General features: G+C 69.8%; 18 protein-coding genes. 9 read left to right on the top strand and 9 right to left on the bottom strand.

Annotated features, from left to right (window positions below; all coding sequences use genetic code 11):
* Positions 1 to 179 precede the first annotated feature (179 nt).
* The 6 genes from AB3K92_RS26460 (at position 180) to AB3K92_RS26435 (ending at position 7,935) form a co-directional block, all read left to right on the top strand.
* The gene (locus AB3K92_RS26460) at positions 180 to 1,646 is read left to right on the top strand and encodes a carbohydrate porin (protein ID WP_060130972.1); all 1,467 of its coding nucleotides are present in this window, start codon (positions 180 to 182) and stop codon (positions 1,644 to 1,646) included.
* Between the two features lie 65 nt (positions 1,647 to 1,711).
* Entirely contained in the window at positions 1,712 to 2,845 is a 1,134-nt protein-coding gene (locus tag AB3K92_RS26455) for a hypothetical protein (RefSeq protein ID WP_369466126.1), read from the top strand.
* 11 nt (positions 2,846 to 2,856) lie between these two features.
* Positions 2,857 to 4,155 carry an iron uptake transporter deferrochelatase/peroxidase subunit gene (efeB, locus tag AB3K92_RS26450; RefSeq protein WP_369466125.1) on the top strand — a complete coding sequence of 433 codons (1,299 nt, stop codon included), beginning with the start codon at positions 2,857 to 2,859 and terminating at the stop codon, positions 4,153 to 4,155.
* Positions 4,156 to 4,221: 66 nt separating this feature from the next.
* Positions 4,222 to 5,256: an iron ABC transporter substrate-binding protein gene (locus AB3K92_RS26445; RefSeq protein WP_048024285.1), complete on the top strand. Its 1,035-nt coding sequence runs from the start codon at positions 4,222 to 4,224 to the stop codon at positions 5,254 to 5,256.
* A gap of 2 nt (positions 5,257 to 5,258) precedes the next feature.
* Complete coding sequence (locus tag AB3K92_RS26440) at positions 5,259 to 6,857, top strand: iron ABC transporter permease (protein ID WP_048024287.1); 1,599 nt, start codon at positions 5,259 to 5,261, stop codon at positions 6,855 to 6,857.
* 28 nt (positions 6,858 to 6,885) lie between these two features.
* Positions 6,886 to 7,935 (top strand): ABC transporter ATP-binding protein, encoded by a 1,050-nt coding sequence (locus tag AB3K92_RS26435; RefSeq protein ID WP_369466122.1) that lies wholly within the window; start codon positions 6,886 to 6,888, stop codon positions 7,933 to 7,935.
* 104 nt (positions 7,936 to 8,039) lie between these two features.
* Here AB3K92_RS26435 and AB3K92_RS26430 read toward each other — a convergent pair whose 3' ends face one another.
* The 9 genes from AB3K92_RS26430 to AB3K92_RS26390 all read right to left on the bottom strand — a co-directional run bounded on the left by AB3K92_RS26430 (position 8,040) and on the right by AB3K92_RS26390 (position 16,981).
* Positions 8,040 to 8,555, bottom strand: coding sequence for an SRPBCC family protein (locus tag AB3K92_RS26430; protein ID WP_369466121.1), 516 nt, complete (start codon positions 8,553 to 8,555; stop codon positions 8,040 to 8,042).
* Between the two features lie 44 nt (positions 8,556 to 8,599).
* Positions 8,600 to 9,232 (bottom strand): outer membrane lipoprotein carrier protein LolA, encoded by a 633-nt coding sequence (locus AB3K92_RS26425; protein WP_369466120.1) that lies wholly within the window; start codon positions 9,230 to 9,232, stop codon positions 8,600 to 8,602.
* The gene (locus tag AB3K92_RS26420; protein ID WP_369466119.1) at positions 9,229 to 9,660 is read right to left on the bottom strand and encodes a quinol oxidase; all 432 of its coding nucleotides are present in this window, start codon (positions 9,658 to 9,660) and stop codon (positions 9,229 to 9,231) included. The genes AB3K92_RS26425 and AB3K92_RS26420 overlap by 4 nt, the downstream gene beginning before the upstream one ends.
* Before the next feature lie 28 nt (positions 9,661 to 9,688).
* Positions 9,689 to 10,474, bottom strand: a complete 786-nt coding sequence (locus AB3K92_RS26415) for an anti-sigma factor (RefSeq protein WP_369466118.1) — start codon at positions 10,472 to 10,474, stop codon at positions 9,689 to 9,691.
* Positions 10,471 to 10,986 (bottom strand): sigma-70 family RNA polymerase sigma factor, encoded by a 516-nt coding sequence (locus AB3K92_RS26410; RefSeq protein ID WP_175756235.1) that lies wholly within the window; start codon positions 10,984 to 10,986, stop codon positions 10,471 to 10,473. Before AB3K92_RS26410 ends, AB3K92_RS26415 begins: the two co-directional genes overlap by 4 nt.
* Positions 10,987 to 11,013: 27 nt before the next feature.
* Complete coding sequence (locus AB3K92_RS26405) at positions 11,014 to 11,373, bottom strand: hypothetical protein (RefSeq protein WP_059492614.1); 360 nt, start codon at positions 11,371 to 11,373, stop codon at positions 11,014 to 11,016.
* 287 nt (positions 11,374 to 11,660) lie between these two features.
* Positions 11,661 to 14,390: a beta strand repeat-containing protein gene (locus tag AB3K92_RS26400; protein WP_369466117.1), complete on the bottom strand. Its 2,730-nt coding sequence runs from the start codon at positions 14,388 to 14,390 to the stop codon at positions 11,661 to 11,663.
* A 499-nt stretch (positions 14,391 to 14,889) separates the two neighbouring features.
* Positions 14,890 to 16,134, bottom strand: coding sequence for an NAD(P)/FAD-dependent oxidoreductase (locus AB3K92_RS26395; RefSeq protein WP_369466116.1), 1,245 nt, complete (start codon positions 16,132 to 16,134; stop codon positions 14,890 to 14,892).
* Positions 16,135 to 16,201: 67 nt separating this feature from the next.
* Positions 16,202 to 16,981, bottom strand: a complete 780-nt coding sequence (locus AB3K92_RS26390; protein ID WP_027788228.1) for an ABC transporter substrate-binding protein — start codon at positions 16,979 to 16,981, stop codon at positions 16,202 to 16,204.
* Between the two features lie 378 nt (positions 16,982 to 17,359).
* Between AB3K92_RS26390 and AB3K92_RS26385 the strand changes: the two genes are divergently transcribed.
* The 3 genes from AB3K92_RS26385 to AB3K92_RS26375 all read left to right on the top strand — a co-directional run bounded on the left by AB3K92_RS26385 (position 17,360) and on the right by AB3K92_RS26375 (position 20,076).
* Positions 17,360 to 18,322, top strand: coding sequence for an ornithine cyclodeaminase family protein (locus tag AB3K92_RS26385; protein ID WP_369466115.1), 963 nt, complete (start codon positions 17,360 to 17,362; stop codon positions 18,320 to 18,322).
* Positions 18,319 to 19,113 carry a transcriptional regulator gene (locus AB3K92_RS26380; RefSeq protein WP_081052705.1) on the top strand — a complete coding sequence of 265 codons (795 nt, stop codon included), beginning with the start codon at positions 18,319 to 18,321 and terminating at the stop codon, positions 19,111 to 19,113. Before AB3K92_RS26385 ends, AB3K92_RS26380 begins: the two co-directional genes overlap by 4 nt.
* Positions 19,114 to 19,344: 231 nt before the next feature.
* Positions 19,345 to 20,076: a DsbA family oxidoreductase gene (locus AB3K92_RS26375; protein WP_369466114.1), complete on the top strand. Its 732-nt coding sequence runs from the start codon at positions 19,345 to 19,347 to the stop codon at positions 20,074 to 20,076.
* The last annotated feature ends 77 nt before the right edge of the window (positions 20,077 to 20,153 follow it).

The following is a 20,153-nucleotide window of genomic DNA, read 5'->3' as shown; positions in this document are numbered from 1 at the left end:
CCCCTGGATTACATTCGGTAATTTAATGCGAATCATTCTCGTTTACATTGACTTTCCCATTTGACACTCCTACGATGCGCCGCGTTGCGCTTCGCTTCTTGCCCTGGCCAATCGGAGCCGAGCGTCTGGACAGCGATGGACAAGCAGGACTCCAAACCAATTAGAAGCAGGAATTTGATATGAAGTTTGCGTCGTTCCAGGGAGACAGCGTCCGTGCCCGGATGCGCCCCGCCGCCTGCGCGGCCATCCTTGCATGCGCGTCGTTCGCGAGCGGCGCCGCCTTCGCCGACGTACCCGTCGACGCACAACCCGAAGCGCCCGAGGCCGACCTCTCGATCCAGGCGAAGCCGACCAACATGTGGACCGGCATCTGGACGCGCCAGAGCCTGCTCGGCGACATGGGCGGCATCCGCCCGTGGCTCGGCAAGTACGGCGCGACGCTGCAGATCACCGAAACCAGCGAATACCTCGCGAACCTGCGCGGCGGCCTGAACCGCGGCGGCGCCTACGACGGATTGACGACGGCCACGTTGACGGTCGACACGCAGAAGGCGACCGGCCTGGCCGGCGGCACGTTCAACGTCAGCGCGCTGCAGATCCACGGCACCAACCTGAGCGCGCGGAACCTCGGCACGCTCAACACCGCGAGCGGCATCGAGGCGCAGGGCACGACGCGCCTGTGGGAGCTGTGGTACCAGCAGTCGTTCCTCGACAAGCGCGTCGACGTGAAGATCGGCCAGCAGAGCCTGGACCAGGAATTCATGGTCAGCACGTATGCGAACACGTTCGTCAACACGATGTTCGGCTGGCCCGCGCTGCCGTCGTACGACCTGCCCAACGGCGGCCCCGCGTATCCGCTCGCGGGCCTCGGCGTGCGCGTGCGCGCGCAGATCACGCCGAAGCTCACCGCGCTCGCGGGCGTGTTCGACGGCGACCCGCTCGGCAACAACCCGAACAACCTCAGCGGCACCAACTTCAACCTGCACAACGGCACGCTCTATATCGGCGAGCTGCAGTACGCGCTGAACCAGCCGTCCGACGGCGAAATGGACACCGGCCGCTCGAACGGGCTGCCGGGCACCTACAAGATCGGCGTCTGGTATCACAACGGCCGCTTCGCGGACCAGAACGTGGGCACCGACGGGCTGTCGCTCTCCGATCCCGCGTCGAACGGCAACGCGCAGCAGCACCATGGCGACTACAGCTTCTACGCGGTGGCCGACCAGATGATCTGGCGCCCCGACCCGACCGGCCCACGCAGCCTCGGCGTGTTCGCGCGCGTGATGGGTGCGCCGGGCGACCGCAACCTGGTGAGCTTCTCGGCCAATGCGGGGATCGTGCTGAAGGCGCCGTTCGAAGGCCGCGACAACGACAGCGTCGGCCTCGGCGTCACGTACATCCAGGTCGGCAACCACGTGACCGACCTCGACCAGGCCGCGCGGACGTTCGCGACCGGCCCGTACGGCGTGCGCACCCGCGAGACGACGCTCGAGGCGACCTACCAGTACCAGGTGAACCCGTGGTGGATCGTCCAGGCCGACGCGCAGTACACGTTCAACGCGGGCGCCGGCCAGAACCCGAGCGACGCGACGCAGCCGCTGCGCAACACGTTCGTGCTCGGCGCGCGTACGACGATCACGTTCTGAGCGACGCGCCCACGCTACCCGTTTTTCGCGCGCCGCCCGGACGGCGCGCCCTCCAGGAGATTCACATGATTCAATCCGCCCCGCTTCGCCGCTTCGCGACGGGCGCACTGGCCGCCGCCGCCCTGACGGCCGCCGCCGGCGCACTCGCCGAGCCGCAAGGTTTCCTCGAGACGCTGCATCGCCACACCACGCTCGTCAACACGGTGCCCGACAACGGCGACCAGAACCCGTACGCGATCGCGGTCGCGCCAGTGTCGGCCGGCACGATCCAGGCGGGCGACGTGCTCGTCGACAACTTCAACAACTCGGCGAACCTGCAAGGTACCGGCAGCACGATCGTCGACTACCGCCCGTCGACGAAGCAGCTGAGCCTGTTCGCATCGATCCCGCGCGACCTGAAGGCGTGCCCGGGCGGCATCGGCCTGTCGACGGCGATGACGATGCTCAAATCCGGCTGGGTGATCGTCGGCAGCACGCCGAGCAACGACGGCACGACGAACACCAAGGGTGCCGGCTGCCTGATCGTGCTCGATCCGCAGGGCAAGATCGCATCGACGTGGTCGACCCCGAACATCAACGACCCGTGGGGCAACATGGCCGTGGTCGACCGCGGCGACAGCGCGACGCTGTTCGTCAGCATGGCGGGCTTCGGCGTCGGCCGCGCGGACGGCAACCCGCCCATCTACAAGCAGGCGACCGTACTGCGCCTCGATCTCGACGTGCCGGCGGGCAAGCCGCCCGTGATCAAGCAGGAAACGGTCGTCGCGAGCGGCCTTGGCGCGCAGGCCGACAAGGGCGTGTTCCTGGTCGGCCCGACCGGCCTCGCGTTGTCCGGCGACCAGAAGAAGCTGTACGTGTCGGACGCGATCGGCAACCGGATCGTCGAGATCGACGACCCGCTCACGCGCGACACCAGCGCGGGCGTCGGCCGCCAGGTCACCGCCGACGGCTTCCTGCGCCGCCCGCTCGCGCTCGCGACCGCACCGAACGGCCACCTGCTCGCGACCAACGCGCAGAACGGCCAGGTCGTCGAGATCGACCCGGTCGCAGGCAAGCAGCTCTACGCGCGCTGGATCAACACCGACAAGGCACAGTCGCCCCCCGGCAACGGCAACCTGTTCGGCATCGCGATGACGCCCGAGGGCGACGGCTTCTACTACGTCGCGGACGACGTCAACACGCTGTTGCTCGCGAAGTAACGGAACGAACCATGGCAGACGATCACAACCAGCCGCCCCGCCCCGCACGGCGCGGCTTCCTGAAGGCGGGCGGCGCCGCGGTGGCCGCCGGCCTCGCGGCGGCGTCGATACCGGCCGCGAAGGCAGCGGATGCCGCCGCCGCCGCACCGGCCCCCGCGCACGACGGCGTCGAGCCGTTCTACGGCCAGCACCAGAGCGGCATCACGACGCCGCAGCAGCGCCACGCGTATTTCGCGGCGCTCGACCTGACGACGGCGCAGCGCGCGGACGTCATCGCGCTGCTGAAGACCTGGACCGACGCCGCCGCGCGGATGACGCGCGGCGACACCGCGCAACCGCTCGCCGCGACGGGCGGCGACGAAGTCGCGCCGGCCGACGGGGGCGACGCGCTCGGCCTCGGCCCCGCGCGCCTGACCATCACGTTCGGCTTCGGGCCCGGCCTGTTCGCGCTCGCGGGCAAGGACCGCTACGGCCTCGCGAAGCATCGCCCCGCCGCGCTCGTCGACCTGCCGCGTTTCAACGGCGACCAGTTGCTGCCCGAGAAAACCGGCGGCGACCTGTTCATCCAGGCATGCGCGGACGACGCGCAGGTCGCATTCCACGCCGTGCGCCAGCTCGTGCGGCTCGGCGCTAACGCAACGCAGATGCGCTGGGGCCAGGCCGGCTTCACGTCGGGCAAGCCCGGCGAGACGCCGCGCAACCTGATGGGCTTCAAGGACGGCACGATGAATCCGCCGATGTCCGATCCGGCCGCGATGAACGAATTCGTGTGGGCCGGCAGCGAAGGCCCGGCATGGATGAACGGCGGCACCTACACGGTCGTGCGCCGGATCCGCATCACGCTCGAACACTGGGACAACACGGAGCTCGGCTTCCAGGAACAGGTGGTCGGCCGCCATAAGTACAGCGGCGCGCCGCTCGGCCAGAAGCACGAGTTCGAGGCGCTCGACCTCGACGCGGCCGACAAGGACGGCAACCCGGTGATCCCCGACAACTCGCACGCGCGCCTCGCATCGCCGCAGGTCAACAACGGCGCGCAGATCCTGCGCCGCGCGTACTCGTACAACGACAGCACGAGCTTCTACATCGAGCGCTGGCCGCCGTGGCGCCAGCAGACCGAGTACGACGCGGGGCTGATGTTCGTCGCGCACCAGCGCGACCCGCGCAAGGGCTTCATTCCGATCAACGAGAAGCTCTCGAAGCTGGACATCATGAACCAGTTCACCACGCACGTCGGCAGCGCGATCTTCGCGTGCCCGCCGGGCGCGCAACCCGGTTCGTACATCGGCGCCGCACTGTTCGAGGCATGACGTCGCGCCACGCCAGCCAACGCACACCTTTTCCGGCCCGGCCGGATGCAACCTGCTGAAAACGACATGATCACTTCACCCGTTAGCCGCCCGCTGCGGCACCTGATTTCCGCGGCGGCCGCCGCGCTGATGCTGACCGGCGCGCTGCACGCCACCCGCACGCATGCCGCGACGCTCACGCTGTACAACGCGCAGCACGAGCAAGTCGTGAACCAGCTCGTCAAGGACTTCGAAGCACAGAGCGGCATCACCGTGAAGGTGCGCTCGGGCGAGGGCCCCGCGCTCGCCGCGCAGATCGTCGCGGAAGGCGACCGCACACCGGCCGACGTGTACTTCACCGAAAACTCGCCGGAGCTCGTGCTGCTCGATCGCAAGGGCCTGTTCGCGAAGACCGACGGCGCCACGCTGCAGTCGGTGCCCGCGCGCTTCAACCCGGCCGACGGCAACTGGGTCGGCGTGCTCGCGCGCGAGAACGTGCTCGTCTACAACACCGCGAAAATCCAGCCGCAGCAGTTGCCCGCGTCGCTGCTCGATCTCGCGAAGCCCGAATGGAAGGGCAAGGTCGGCGTCGCGCCGAGCGACGCGGACTTCCTGCCGCTCGTGAGCGCGGTGCTCGCGCTGCATGGCGAGGCCGCGACGCTGCAATGGCTGAAGGGCCTGAAGGCCAACGCGCAGATCTTCGACGACGACGAAGGCGTGACTGCGGCCGTCAACCGCGGCGGCGTGCTGACCGGCATCGTCAACAACTACTACTGGGACCGCCTGCACGCGGAACTCGGCGACAAGTCGACGCGCAGCGCGATCCACCACTTCGGCCACGGCGACGTCGGCGGTGCCGTCAACGTGTCCGGCGCCGCGGTGCTGAAAGCATCGAAGCACCAGCCGGAAGCGCAGAAGTTCGTCGCGTATCTCGTCAGCGAGCGTGCGCAGAAGCTGATGGCGGGCGGCCATGTCAGCTTCGAGTATCCGCTGCACCCGGGCGTCGCCCCCGATCCGATCCTGAAACCGTTCAACGAACTGAGCCCGCCGGCGCTGACGTTCGAACAGCTCGGCGACGACAGCCAGGCCGGCAAGCTGCTGCGTCAGGCCGGCCTCCTCTGAGCATGAGCGACGCCGTGTCCCGCACGGCGCGCACCGCGCGCGACGACGAGCGCACCGCGACACGGCGGCGCCCGTCGCGCGCGCTCGTCGCCGCGGCCGCGTGCGGGCCGCTCGCGATCCTGTTGCCGCTCGGCTTCACGCTGTACCGCGCGGCCACCTTCGGCGTCGACGATGCGATCGAGCTGCTGTGGCGCCCGCTCGTCGGCGAGTTGCTCGTCAACACGCTGTCGATCACGCTCGCCGCGACCCTCGCGTGCACGCTGCTCGGCACGGCGCTCGCGTGGTTCATCGAGCGCACCGACCTGCCGGCCCGGCCGCTGTGGACCGCGCTGGCGGCCGCGCCGCTCGCGGTGCCGCCGTTCATCACGAGTTATGCGTGGGTATCGCTGAGCCTCGACCTGCAGGATTTCCTCGGCGCGCTGATCGTGCTGACCTCCGCGTACTTCCCGCTCGTCTACCTGCCGGTGGCCGCCGCGCTGCGCGAACTCGACCCCGCGCTGGAGGAAAGCGCGCGCACGCTCGGCTGCTCGCCGTGGCATACCTTCTTCCGCGTCGTGCTGCCGCAGCTGCGCCCCGCGCTGTGCGGCGGGATGCTGCTCGTCGCGCTCGGCGTGCTGTCCGAGTTCGGCGCATTCCAGTTGCTGCGCTTTCGCACGTTCACGACCGAGATCTATGCGGAATACCGCACCGCGTTCGACGGCGGCGGCGCATCGCTGCTCGGCTGCGTGCTGATCGCGCTGTGCCTGCTGTGCCTCGCGATCGAGGCTCGCGCACGCGGCCATGCGCGCTACGGTCATACGCACCGCGCCGCACGCCGCGTCGCGATGCGTTATCCGCTCGGCAACCTGCGCGGCCCCGTCACCGTCGCGTTCGCCGCGCTCGCAGCCGCGACGCTCGGCGTGCCGCTCGCGATGATCGGCTACTGGCTCACGCAACAGGGCGCGGCCGCCGTCACACCCGCCGACGTGTCGCCCGAGCTGCTGTGGCAGGCCACGCTCGCGTCGTCCGGCTACGGCCTCGCGGCGGCGGCCGTCACGACGCTGCTCGCGCTGCCGCTCGCGTTCCTGCTGGTCCGTTATCCGGGCCGCGTCGCCACCCTCCTCGAGCGCACGGCGATGACCGTGCAGGGCGTGCCGGGCATCGTCGTCGCGCTGGCGATCGTGTCGATCACGGTGCGGCTGCTGCAGCCGCTCTACCAGAGCGCACCGGCGCTCGTCGCCGCGTACGCGATCCTGTTCCTGCCGCTCGCGGTCGTCAGCGTGCGCGCCGCGCTGTCGCACGTGCAGGTCCGGCTCGAGGAAACCGCGCGCTCGCTCGGCCTCGGCTGGCGCGCGACGCTCACGCGCGTCGTGCTGCCGCTCGCGGCACCCGGCCTCGGCGCGGCCGCGACGATGGTGTTCATCTCGGTCGTGACGGAACTCAACGCGACGCTACTACTGTCGCCCATCGGCACCCGCACGCTCGCGACGCAGGTGTGGAGCGATACGGCGACGCTCGCGTTCGCCGCCGCGGCGCCCTATGCGGCGCTGCTCGTCGCGCTGTCGCTCGGCGCATCGGGACTGCTGTTCCTGCTGCTCGGCCGCGCGTCGGTGCGCAACTGAGCGCCGCCCTTTTTCCCCGGAACCGCCCATGAGTGAACTACGCATCCGCGGCCTGTCCAAATCGTTCGGATCGCATACCGTCCTGCACGACATCGATCTCACGGTGCGGCGCGGTTCGCGCCTCGCGCTGCTCGGCCCGTCCGGCAGCGGCAAGACCACCCTGCTGCGCGTGCTGTGCGGCTTCGAGCGCGCCGAGCGCGGCACCGTCGAAATCGACGGGCGCCGCGTGGCCGCGCCCGACGTGCACCTGCCGCCCGAGGCACGCCGGATCGGCTACGTGCCGCAGGAAGGCGCGCTGTTTCCGCATCTGTCGGTGGCCGACAACATCGCGTTCGGGCTGCCGCGCGCGGCGCGGCGGCGCCGTCATCGCGTCGACGAACTGCTCGAGATGGTCGGGCTGCCCGCATCGTATGCGAGCCGCGCGCCGCAGCAACTGTCGGGCGGCCAGCAGCAGCGCGTCGCGCTCGCCCGCGCGCTCGCACCGGAGCCGTCGCTCGTGATCCTCGACGAACCGTTCTCCGCGCTCGACACGTCGCTGCGCCACGAAACGCGCGGCGCGGTCGCGGATGCGCTCGACGCGGCGGGTGCGACATCGGTGCTCGTCACGCACGACCAGCCCGAGGCGATGACGCTCGGCGACGAAGTGGCGGTGATGTGGCACGGCCGCCTCGTACAAACCGCCGCGCCGCAGACGCTGTACCGGCAGCCGGTCACGCGCGACGTCGCGTCGTTCGTTGGGCAGGCCGTGCTGCTCGCCGGCCGCGTGCGCGGCATGCGCATCGCCTGCGCGCTCGGCGAACTGCCGCTTGTCGCGCCGCTGCCCGACGGGCCGGCCGACGCGATGCTGCGTCCCGAGCAGATCGGCATCGTGCCGGTCACGCAGGCCGACGCCGCGCGCGGCCATACGGCGCGCGTCGAAGCCGCGCAGTTCGCGGGCCAGGATGCCGACGTGGTCGTGCGCCTCGATGCCGATCCCGACGTGCTCGTGCGCGCTCGCGTGCCGGGACACCGGTGTCCGGCCGTGGGCGAACGTGTCGCCCTGGTGGTGGATGGCGCGGTGATGGCGTACGCGCGCTGAGCGGCGCGGCGGTTGGCGGTTGGCGGTTGGCGGTTGGCTTTCGGCTTTCGGCTTTCGGCTTTCGGCTTTCGGCTTTCGGCGCTTTTACACGCGTTCACGCACGTTCAGGCATCGGCGCAACCTGCATTCGGCAACGGCCGGAAAATCCGGCCGTCCGTCTCGACGGCCGCGCCCAGCAGCCGCGCGAGCCCCTTCGCGCCTTCGCGCATCACGACGTCGTGATTCCATCGGAACAGCGGCCGACCCAGCGGCTCCAGCCAGTTCATCCAGCGCACGTGCGTGCGGATGTGCCAGTCGTAGCTCACGATCGTGCGCGCGCCGTCGGCGGCGAACGACCAGCATCCGTCGCCCTCGATCGCGCCGCTCGCGCGGCCTTCGAGCGCATGACGCGGCTCGACGCGTCGCACGCGCATGTCGAAGGTGAGCCGGTACGGCAGCGCGCCCTTCCACGTGTACCGGTGCAGCGCGCCGACGCCGCGCACGTCGCCCGGTTCGATCTCGACGGTACGCACGGCGCCCTTCCACCAGTCGGGCCAGCGGTCGACCTGGTAGATCGCGTCCCACACCGCCGCGAGCGGCGCGTCCACGCGCCAAGTCGTCGAGAACCGGTATTCCGCCATGCGGCCTCCGGCATGCCCGTCCGGGGCATGAGTCAGTGCACCGTTCAGGGCGCGAAGAAACGTTCGGGAAACGCGACGTCGATCTCGACGTCGTCGAGCGTCACGGTCTCCAGCGGCACGTCGCCATCGTCCGCGAAGCTGACGACCTTCAGCGGAAAACCGTCCTCGGTATCCAGCCAGAGCCGGTAGCGATGCACGCCGTCGACCGCTTGCGCGGGCGCACCCGTGACCGACACGCGCAGCGCGGTCCGGCCGCCGACGGCCTCCTCGCCTTCGGTCACCGTCGAGCCGCCCTCCTGCAGCGCATGAACGTTGCGCAACAGTTCACCGACGTCGGACCGGTCGACCCGGTGGCCGCTGCGGTCGCGCACGAGCGGATTGGACGGCGACAGCGTCAGCGCGGGCGGCGCATGCGCGCCGAACGGGCGCAGCCGCACCTTGCCGTCGCCGGGATCGTACGCGAGCACCGCGCCGTGATGCGGCGACACGAAATCCATCCGGACGAAGCCCGGTTTCAGGTACGCGTAGCGGAATTCCGTGTGTTCGCCGCTGCGCGCGGACGAGCGGATCGTCGCGCGGTACGAGCGGACGTGGTCGAAATGCGCCTGCGCGACGGTCACGGGATCGGCGGTCATGCTCGCTCCTATCAGGCTCGCGGCCAGCAACGCGGCGATCACGGCGCCGCCTCGACATCGAGCACGCCTTCCATCCCGCGCTCGCGATGGCTGCTGAAAAACAGCAGCCGATACGTGCAATAGTAGGCGAACCGGCCCGGCTGCGCAGGCGTGAAGCGAAACGTCTTCGGCATCGTGCCGAGTTCCGTGTGCACCGCGATGCCGGCCTGTGGCGCATCGATTTCGAAGCTGTGCGGCACCAGGCCGGGCTCGGCCGACACGGTCAGCTCGACCGGCACGTTCACCCTCACGATCACGTGGTTCGGCCGGAAGAAATAACTGCCGCCGACGATCGCGACCCGCTGCACGCCGTCGGCATCGACGGGCACGCGCACGGGTGCGTCACCTTCCGCCCGGGCAAGCGGCGTGCCCACGGCGAGTGCCGCCAGCAACGGGATCAGCACGAGCCCCTTCGTCATCGTCATCTTCATCGCTTGCTCCGTACCGGCGCCGTGCGCGTCATCCCTTCCACGCGTCGGTCTGGCCGCCGAGCTCACCGCACGCTTCGATCGCGAGTTCGCGCAGGCGCCGTTCATCGCCCCGGCCGGACAATGCGTAACCCATCCCTCGATCCGACCAGAAATACGTGTAGCGGTCGCCGGCCGACATCGCCCGCGGTGCGACGCGCCGTGCGTCATAGGCCGTCATGTAAAGCGTCACGCGCTCGCCGTCCGCGCGCTGGTACATGAGTTGCGCGGCCGGCCCCGCGTCGCCCGGGAGCAGCCGGCCGCCGAGCAGCGCGTAGCCGTATTCGTCGAGCGACGGCGCGCGCACGGGCCGCCCGAAACGCGCGGACAGCCACCCGGCGAGGCGTTCCGGGTCGCCCGCTCCGACTTCGACCGGATGTTCGCGATCGGCCACGTACGTCGCGTATGCGACATCCGCACGCGCGGCGAACGCCGGTTCGCTGTCGAGCGCGACCCAGCCCGCGTGCAGCGCGATGCCGATCAGCAGCCCGGCCGCGAGCCCCGCGAGCGCATAGGCGATCCCGCGCCGACGCGGCGCGCGGCGCTGCACGAACAGCGCGGGCGCGGCACCCGGCAGCGGAAACAGCGCCTGCAGTGCGTCGCGCTGCGCCCGGTAATGCGCGAATCGTTCGGCCGCCTCCGGATCAGCCTGCACCCGCTCGAGCATCTCGTTTCGCTCGCGCCCGGACAGCTCGCCGTCCAGCAACGCGGACAGCAGTTGCGCCGACGCATCGTCGTCCCGCTCGTCGTTCGAAGGTTTGCGCGGTTCGTCCATCATGTCTTCCCGATCACCCGTAACGCGGCCGTGCCGTGCGCCGACGGCTCGTCCGACAGCATCGCGCGCATCTGCCCGCGCGCCCGTGCGAGGCGCGACATCACCGTTCCCACCGGGACACCGAGCACCTGGGCGGCATCGCGATAACTCAACTCCTCGAGCGCGACCAGCAGCAACACCTCGCGCTGCTCGACCGGCAGCCGGTACAGCGCGCGCTGCACGTCGCGCAGCACCAGCCCGCCGATCTCGCCGGCCGGCGCGGCCGTCGTCTGCCACGGCGCCGTCGCATCGTCGACCGCGATCTCGTGCCGCGCGCGCAACTGGTCGATGAAGCGGTGCCGCAGCAGCGTCAGCAGCCACGCGCGCAGGTTGCCGCCATCGCGCGGCGGGCGGTTCAGTGCACGCTCGAGCGTGTCCTGCACGAGATCGTCCGCCCAGGCGCGGTCGCCCGTCAGCGCACGCGCATAGCGCGTGAGATGCGGCAGCCACACCAGCAGATCCGATTCATAGCTCATCAGGATGCCTCGCGCACCGCCACGCGGTCACGGGCGCGCAACGTGCCACATGCCGCCGATCCCGTCGCCGCCCGCGTCGCCGGGCTTGCGATCCTGCTTCCAGCGATACAGCGGGCGCCCGCGATACGCCCATTGCTTGCGGCCGTCGTCGCGCGCGACGAGACTCAGCGCCCCCACGGCCTTGTCGTACGCGTCGGCGAGCGCGGGCGGCCAGTTGGCCGCGCACGCGCTGTCGCACGCGCTCTTGCCGGGCGCGTCGCGATCGAACACGTAGAGCGTCATGTGATCTTCGTCGACCAGTTTGCCGTCGCCGGCACGGGGCGGTTCCGCGGCGGCCGGCCGCACGATAGCCGCCGTCAGCGCGGCGGCAACGAGTATCCGTTTCATGTCCTTTCTCCTTGGCACGGCATCGCGACACGGCGGCACCGGCAGGAACGATCGGCTTCGTCACGACGATTATCCCGCCGGCCGGCGCTGCCGGGATTCGGTATGTAAACGGACGAAGGAGGCCGAATATTCCGCGTCGGCCGCGACCGTTCATGCCGCGACCATTCATGCGACAAAAGAAAGCGCGCCCCAAAAAGGACAACGCGGCATGACATCCCTGTCATGCCGCGTTGCGCGACCCGTTGCGCACGGCGGCCGATCTCGCGCCGCCGAGCGTGTCCGGCCGTTTACTTCGGCAGTGCGCCCGTCAGCGACTGGAGCAGCGACGACACCGGTGCGAGCGGGTTGCCCGGCGCGCTGTTGCCCGAATGCGGCGTGACCGACAGGCCCGGCGCGGAGCCGAGCGCCGTGCCCACCGTCGTGCCGACCGCGTTGACAACAGTCGCCGTCGCGTTGCCGCCCGTCGTCAGCAGCGAGCCAACCGCACCCGCCGTGCCGCCGGCCGCGTTCGCGCCCGAGCCGAGCAGGCTGCCGCCCGCCGCTGCCGTCGAACCGGCCGCGCCCGACAGCGCGCCGGCCGCCTGCCCGAGGGCCACCGGACCGTTCGCGAGTGCGCCCGTCACCGAACCGAGCGCACCGGTCAGTGCGCCGGCCGCGTTGCTGCCGCCCGTCAGGCCGCTCACGAGGTTCGTGATCGGTGCGATCGGGTTGTTGCCCGCCGCGCCCGACAACGTGCCGACGACCTGGTTCACGACGCCTTGCACCGGCGCCAGCGGGTTCGACCCGCCGAGGTTGCCGAGCGTGCCGACCACCTGGTTCACGACGCCCTGCACCGGCGCCAGCGGGTTCGTGCCGCCGAGGTTGCCGAGTGCGCCCACGACGGAGCCGACCGCGTTACCCAGTGCATTCGTGGCCGTGCCGACCGCATTGCTGTTGCCCAGCGTGCCGACGACCTGGTTCACGACACCCTGCACCGGCGCCAGCGGATTCGAGCCGCCGAGGTTGCCAAGGCTGCCGAGTGCGCCCGTCACCGAGCCGAGTGCACCGGTCAGCGCGCCAGCCGCGTTGCCGCCCGTCGGCAGTGCGTTCTGCAGGCCGTTTACGAGGTTCGTGATCGGCGCGATCGGGCTGCCGCCACCGGCGCCGGACAGCGTGCCGACGACCTGGTTCACGGCGCCTTGCACCGGCGCCAGCGGATCCGAGCCGCCGAGCGTGCCCGCGAGCTGCGTGACGACACCTTGCACCGGCGCCAGCGGGCTGCCCGCGCCGCCGACGTTGCCGAGCGTGCCCGTGATCGTGTTGACCGCGTTGCTCAGCGTGCCGGCCGGGTTGCCGCTGCCGAGCGTACCGGTGACCTGGTCGACGACGTTCTGGATCGGGGCCAGCGGGTTCGAGCCGCCACCGATGCCGCCCAGTGCGCCCGTGACCGTGCCGAGTGCGCCGGTCAGCGCGCCTGCCGGGTTGCCGCCGCCGAGCGCGCCCGTGACCTGGTTCACGACACCTTGCACCGGCGCCAGCGGGTTCGAACCGCCGCCGATACCGCCCAGTGCGCCCGTGACCGTACCGAGTGCGCCGGTCAGTGCGCCTGCGGGGTTGCCGCCGCCGAGCGCGCCCGTGACCTGGTTCACGACGCCTTGGACCGGGGCCAGCGGGTTCGAGCCGCCACCGATACCGCCCAATGCGCCCGTGACCGTACCGAGTGCGCCGGTCAGCGCGCCTGCAGGGTTGCCGCTGCCGAGCGCACCCGTGACCTGGTTCACGACACCTTGCACCGGGGCCAGCGGGTTCGAACCGCCGCCGATACCGCCCAGTGCGCCCGTGACCGTACCGAGTGCGCCGGTCAGTGCGCCTGCGGGGTTGCCGCCGCCGAGCGCGCCCGTTGCGGTACCGAGTGCGTTGCTTAGCGTCCCGGTCGCCGTGTTCAGTGCGCCGGTCAGCGCACCCGCGGGATTGCCGCCGCCGATAGCGCCCAATGCGCCGAGCGCCCCCGTCACGTTGCCGATTGCACCGCTTACCGTGCCGGCCGGATTGCCAGCACCGAGCTCACCCGCCACGGTACCGAGCGCACCCGTCAACGCACCAGCGGGATTGCCACCGCCGAGTGCGCCGGTCACTTGATTGACGACACCTTGAACCGGCGCCAGCGGATTCGCCCCTCCACCGACATTGCCCAGCGCACCGGTCACCGTACCGAGTGCCCCCGTCAACGCACCAGCCGGGTTACCACCGCCGAGTGCACCCGTCACTTGATTGACGACACCCTGCACCGGCGCCAGCGGATTCGCCCCACCACCGACATTGCCCAGCGCACCGGTCACCGTACCGAGTGCCCCCGTCAACGCACCTGCCGGGTTGCCGCCACCGAGTGCGCCCGTGACTTGATTCACCACGCCCTGCACCGGCGCCAGCGGATTCGCGCCACCACCGACGTTGCCCAGCGCACCGGTCACCGTACCGAGTGCACCCGTCAACGCACCAGCCGGGTTACCACCGCCGAGTGCACCCGTGACTTGATTGACGACACCTTGAACCGGCGCCAGCGGATTCGCCCCGCCGCCGACATTGCCCAGTGCCCCCGTCACCGTGCCAACCGCATTGCCCAACGCACCCGTCGCCGTATTCAGCGCACCGCTCAACGCGCCAGCCGGGTTGCCGCCGCTCAGCGCACCCGTCACCTGGTTCACCACACCCTGAACCGGCGCGAGCGGCTGCACCGTGCCGCCGCCACCGCCGAGTGCACCCGTCACCGCCCCCACGGCGCCCGACAGTGCCTGGCCGGGATCGCCAAGGGACGTCTGGATCGCGCCCGCCCCGCCCGCCGCCACGGTGACCGAACCCAGCGGCGACGTCCCCGTCGCGACCAGCCCGACCGAGACGCTGTTCGTCGGCGGGTTGACGATCACTTGCGGGATCGGCAGCCCATCAAGGGGCCCCGCCACCGCGGAACCCGAAGCCAGTACCCCGAACACCGTCGCGACCGACAGCGCTGCACCCGTCAATTTCAGATTTTGTCCCATCTTTGTTTTTCCCCATCTCGGTTGGCACAACGTTGATAAAGCATGGGGACGGATTGCACGAAGTGTGCCAATTCGAAAAACCGGATTGATTCGTCTGTCTATTGGCAAGCAATAACGCTTTTTTAATCGATTTCAGACGAAAATCGCGACTCCGGCATCGCAATCATCTGACGAAAAAGGGCGGCATAGCCCGGATGTAACGTAACGTTTGCGAGCCCGGTGGTAACGTGTTCCGGTACATTCCGCGTAACACCGGAACGCGCTGGCGGCGCGGTGCATCAGACCGTCACGAGCGGCTGCCGATTACACATTTCAGCAAAATGAAAATGCATTGATAAATCGCCGATTTGCTGATTTTCTTTATTTGGCGATCATCTTTCTTGCCGATTACGCAGATCATTTCCGATTGCGTGATTTCCGGTAATTCGGATAGCAGAATGAAACATTGTAAAGGCCGCGTCGCAACCGGCGCGCGCGCGAAGCTGCGCGCGCCGCGGGATCAGCCGAAGCGTGCCGGCCGGTACGGATGGGGATCGATATAGGTCGGCGCGCCTGTCATCATTTCGGCGAGCAGGCGCCCGGTCGCGGGGCCGAGCGTAAGCCCGTGGTGACAATGGCCGAACGCGAACCACAGGTGACGATGGCGCGGCGCGGGCCCGATCACCGGGCGCATGTCGGGCGTGCACGGCCGCATCCCGAGCCACGGCTCGGGATCGAGCCGCTCGCCGATGCCGAACGCGTCGCGCGCCAGCGGTTCCGCACGCGCGAGCTGCACGCCGGTCGGCGGTGCGCCGCGCAGCGCGATCTCGACGCCGGTCGTGAGCCGCAGCCGTCCGCCTTCCATCGGCGCGACGACGAAACCTTCCTCGGTATCGCACACGGGCGCGTTCAACGGTGCGCGCGTCGGCCGGTAGTGCATGTGGTAGCCGCGCTTCGCGCGCAGCGGAATCCGGTAGCCGAGCGGCGCGAACACGTGATCGGACCACGGCCCGAGCGCGACCACCGCCGAGCGCGCCGAGATCGGCCCATGTTCGGTACCGACCTGCCAGCCGTCCTCCACATGCACGAGCGTCTTGGCATCGCCGCGCACGAACGTGCCGCCGTCGCGCTCGAACAACCGCGCGTAGGCCTTGGTCAGCCCGCCCGGGCTCGACACGGTCTTCGGGTCCTGCCAGTGGAATGCGCCGCAGAACGCGTCGCTGACGCCGGGCTCCGTCGCGCGCAACGCACGTGCGTCGAGCACCGTCATCCGCAGCCCGTGCGCGTCGGCCACGCGCTGCTGCACGCGCGCTTCCGCATCGAACAGCGCGGGCGACCGGAACGCTTCGATCCACCCGCCGTCGTGCACGAGCGGCTGCGCATCGGTACGCGCGAGCAGCGCGTCGTGCTCGACGACGCTCGCCGCGACGAGCGGCAGCAGGTCGCGCGCGGCGGCCGCGAGCCGCTGCGGCGACGATTCGCGCCAGAAGCGCGCGAGCCAGCCCGCATACGCGGGCAGCGCGCGGTAGTCCCAGTAGAGATCGACCGAGCGGTTGCGCGCATAGCGCAGCAAAGTGCCGAGCCGGCGCGGAAACGCGTACGGCACGACCGACGAGCGTTCGATCAGCCCCGCATTGCCGTGGCTCGTTTCTTCGCCGGGCGCGCGCCGGTCGACGAGCGCGACGCGCAACCCGCGATCCTGCAGATGCAGCGCCGACGACACGCCGACGATGCCGGCCCCCAGAACGATGACGTCGAAATCCATGGTTCCCCGTACTGCGTCGAGATTCGATGCGGCACGCGCCGGCCCGGCGGCCGGCGCGCGGCGGTCATTACTTCGCGACGATGTCGCGCTTGAAGTACTTCTGCGACAGCGCGCCGAGCGTGCCGTCCTTCTTCAGCGCGTCGAGCGCGCCGACGATCTTCGCCTGCAGCGCCTTGTCGTTCTTGCGCATCCCGAAGCCCGTGCCTTCGCCGAGCGTCGCCGGATCCTTCAGCGGCTCGCCGACGATCTGGTAGTCGCGGCCGGCCGGCTTGTCGAGGAAACCGTCCTGCGCGGTCTGCGCTTCCTGCACGGCCGCGTCGAGACGACCCGCGACGAGATCGGCGTAGATCTGGTCCTGATCCTGGTACGACACGACGGCCACGCCCGCGTTGGCCCAGTGCGCCTTCAGGAAATCCTCCTGTGACGAGCCCTGCAGCACGCCGACGTGCTTGCCGCGCAGGCTCGCGACGTCGGGCCGCAGCGGCGAGCCGTGCTTCGCGACCATCACGATCGGCACCACGTAGATCGCCGGCGTGAAGTCGATGCTCTGCTTGCGCTTCGCGGTGATGTTCATCGCCGAATTGATCGCGTCGAACTTGCGCGCCTGCAGCGCCGGAATCAGGCCGTCGAACGAATTCTCGACCCACACGCACTTCATGTTCAGCTTCGCGCACACCGCGTTGCCGATGTCGACGTCGAAACCCTGCAGCTGACCAGCCGGCGTCTTGCTCTCGAACGGCGGATAGGCGGCTTCGATCCCGAAGCGCAACGTGGTCTGTTCCGCGTGGGCCGTGACGGCCGCACAGGCGAGCGCCGCAGCGGCGCAGAGGGAGAGCTTCCAGTTCATGACGGTCCTTCCGTTCTGGATTGAGGCGATGAAGATCGGTACACGACGGCCGCGGCCGGGCGCCGGATCGGCATTCGAAGCAGGCGGTCGCCACGCGGCGGCGCGTCGTGTCCTGCACGCGAAATATAGACTCAAAGTCTAGGATAGACTATAGGGGATACGAGAATCGTGCCCCGATACGCGTCGTCGGAAATTCGCCCGACATCGAAAATACCCTTGATTTATCGACATTTTTCCAGAATCTCGCGATGACACACAGTCTCGAAAAGAAAAATTCTCCCGATTTCGTTTGTCTATATTAGACTTTTCGTCCATCACGAACTCTGCCGGACACGTCGATCGAGACAGTCCAGTCCGGCCCCGACCGGAGATGTCCTCATGACGCAAACCGCCCCGACCCTGCCGCTGACCGTCGACGAAGCCGCGGTGCGCGCGGCCCTGCCGTCGCTCGACGTGCTCGGCACGCTGCGCAGCATGTTCGCGTCGCTCGCCGCGGCGCGCGCGGTGCAGCCGCCGCAAACGCTCACGCTGTTTCCCGGGCAGGCCGGCGACTTCATCACGTATCTTGGCGCGCTCGCCGACGCGCAGGTGTTCGGCGCGAAGCTGTCGCCGTACGTCGTGACGGGCGGCAAGCCCATCGTCACCGCGTGGACCGCGCTGATGTCGATGCGCACGGGCCAGCCGCTGATGTGGTGCGACGCGGGCCTGCTGACGGTCGAGCGCACGGCCGGCACGACCGCGCTCGCGGTCGATTGTCTCGCGCCGGGCAACGCGCGCCATCTCGCGATCGTCGGCGCGGGCGCGGTCGGCCTCGCGCATCTGCGGCACACCGCGGGACTGCGCGACTGGGAGACGATCCGCGTGTACTCGCCCGCGCTCGCCGGCGACGCGGCGCAGCAGGCGGCGCTTGCGCAGCTCGACCCGCGCGCACGCGCCGCGGCGAGCGTCGAAGCCTGCGTGCGCGACGCGGACGTCGTGACGCTGTGCACGTCGTCGGGCACGCCCGTGCTCGGCGACGGGATGCTCACGCGCCCCGCGCTCGTCACGTCGATCAGCACGAACGTCGCACGCGCGCACGAGATCCCGCCCGCGTGGCTGCCCGGCATGGACGTGTACTGCGACTACCGGCACACGACGCCCGCGAGCGCCGGCGAAATGCAGATCGCGACGGCCGAGCACGGCTGGGAAGCCGCGCGGATCGCCGGCGACCTGCCCGCGCTCGTCGCCGGCACCTGCCCCGCACCGTCGTACGCGCGTCACGCATTCTTCCGCTCGATCGGCCTCGGGCTCGAGGACATCGCGATCGCGCACGCGCTGTACACGCACCTGACGCGCGCATGAGCGGCACGCGAGCGCGGGGCCGATACAATGGCGCAACCGCCGCGGCGGCCGCGCGCGGGCGCACGGGCATGCCGGCCACCGGCGCGCCGCCTCGCCGGCCCGATGGGCCGCCCGGCCCCCGCCCACCCGAGATGGCGACACCGATGCGCAAGAAGAAATCCCCCGTCAAAGACCTGCTGCTCACCCGTTATGCGCCGATCGCCGACGGTATCGCCGCGCTGTTCTTCCCGTACGCGGAAGTCGTGATCCACGACCTGCACGACCAGACCGTGCTGTATCTCGCGAACAACCTGTCGAAGCGCGAGGTCGGCGACGATTCCGCGCTGGAGGAAATCGATCATTCCGCGCGCGAGCGCGTGATCGGCCCGTACGAGAAGCTGAACTGGGACGGCCGGCGGATGCGCTGCGTGAGCAACGTACTGTTCGACGACGAAGGCCACCCGGCCGGGATGATGTGCATCAACTTCAACATCGCGGTGTTCGACGAGGTGCGCGCGACGCTCGACCTGTTCATCAAGGGTGCCGGCGTGATCGCACAGCCGGACGAGCTGTTCCGCGACGACTGGCAGGAGCGCATCAACACGTTCCTGCACGGCTGGCTGCGCGAGCGGCAGGTCGGGCTGAACGGGCTCACGCGCGAGCACCGGCGCGAGCTCGTCGAAGCGCTGTACGCGGAGGGCGCGTTCCGCGGCAAGAGCGCGGCGAACTACGTCGCGAATGTGCTCGGGATGGGCCGCGCGACGGTCTACAAACACCTCAAGCACCTGAAGGAAACGCAGGGCGACGCGTAAGCGAAACGCGGGGGGCGGGCGGGTTCGCCCGTTCGCCGTGACGACGAAACGCCTGTTCGTCGGGACGCGCGGCGGCGGCCGGTATCGGCCATCGCTATCGGTGCGCCGCTTCCGTGTCTATGCTTCGTGATGCGGCGGGCGCCCGTTTCACGCGCCCGCCCGGCCTGGACGAAGCGTCGAAGCACAAGTGATATAGTCCCGGTTACACTTTTTTGCTGCCCGGAACCGCCCATGACGACCGCTCCCGCCCCGATTGCCCGCCCGACCCTGACCGTCGAAATCTGGTCCGACCTGATCTGCCCGTGGTGCTGGATCGGCAAGCGCCGCTTCGACGAGGCGCTCGCCGCGTTCGCGCACGCCGAGCGCGTCGACGTCGCGCTGCGCGCATACCGGCTGATGCCGGGCCAGCCGGTCGAGCCGGTCGAGGCGATGCTCGCCGGCAAGTACCGGATGTCGCCCGCGCAGGTCGACCGGATGCTGCGCCAGGTAACCGATGCGGCCGCGAGCGTCGGGCTGCGTTACGACCTGCCCGGCACGCTCGTCGGCGACACGCTCGACGGCCACCGGCTCGTGAAGCTCGCGGAAGCGACGGGCCGCGCGCACGCGCTGACCGAGCGGCTGTACCGCGCGTATTTCTGCGAGCACGGCTCGCTGTTCGATCACGCCGAGCTCACCGAATTCGCGGTCGAAGCGGGGCTCGAGCGCGCGGCCGTCGAAGACGTGCTGCGCAGCGACCTGTATCGCGACGAAGTCGAAGCCGATATCGCGCGCGCCGCGCAGATCGGCGGGCGCGGCGTGCCGCTGTTCGTGTTCGGCGGCCGTTACGCGGTGTCGGGCGCGCAGCCGGCCGACGCATTCGCGCAGGCGCTCGACCAGGCATGGCGCGACGGCATCGTCGAGCTCGACGGCAGCGACGCGGCCGCATGCGGCCCCGACGGCTGCGAACTGCCGGCGCGCACATAACGCCCGTCGCATCCGTCACGCGCGTCCCGCCCGGACGCGCGACTACGCATCGCTCCTGCCACAAACCGGCAGGAAGC

Origin of the sequence: Burkholderia sp. Bmkn7, from assembly GCF_041103175.1 — a bacterium.
GTDB classification, from domain to species: Bacteria; Pseudomonadota; Gammaproteobacteria; order Burkholderiales; family Burkholderiaceae; genus Burkholderia; species Burkholderia cepacia.
The sequence above is the reverse complement of the archived record's forward strand: the minus strand, read 5'-3'. Positions and strand labels throughout refer to the sequence as shown.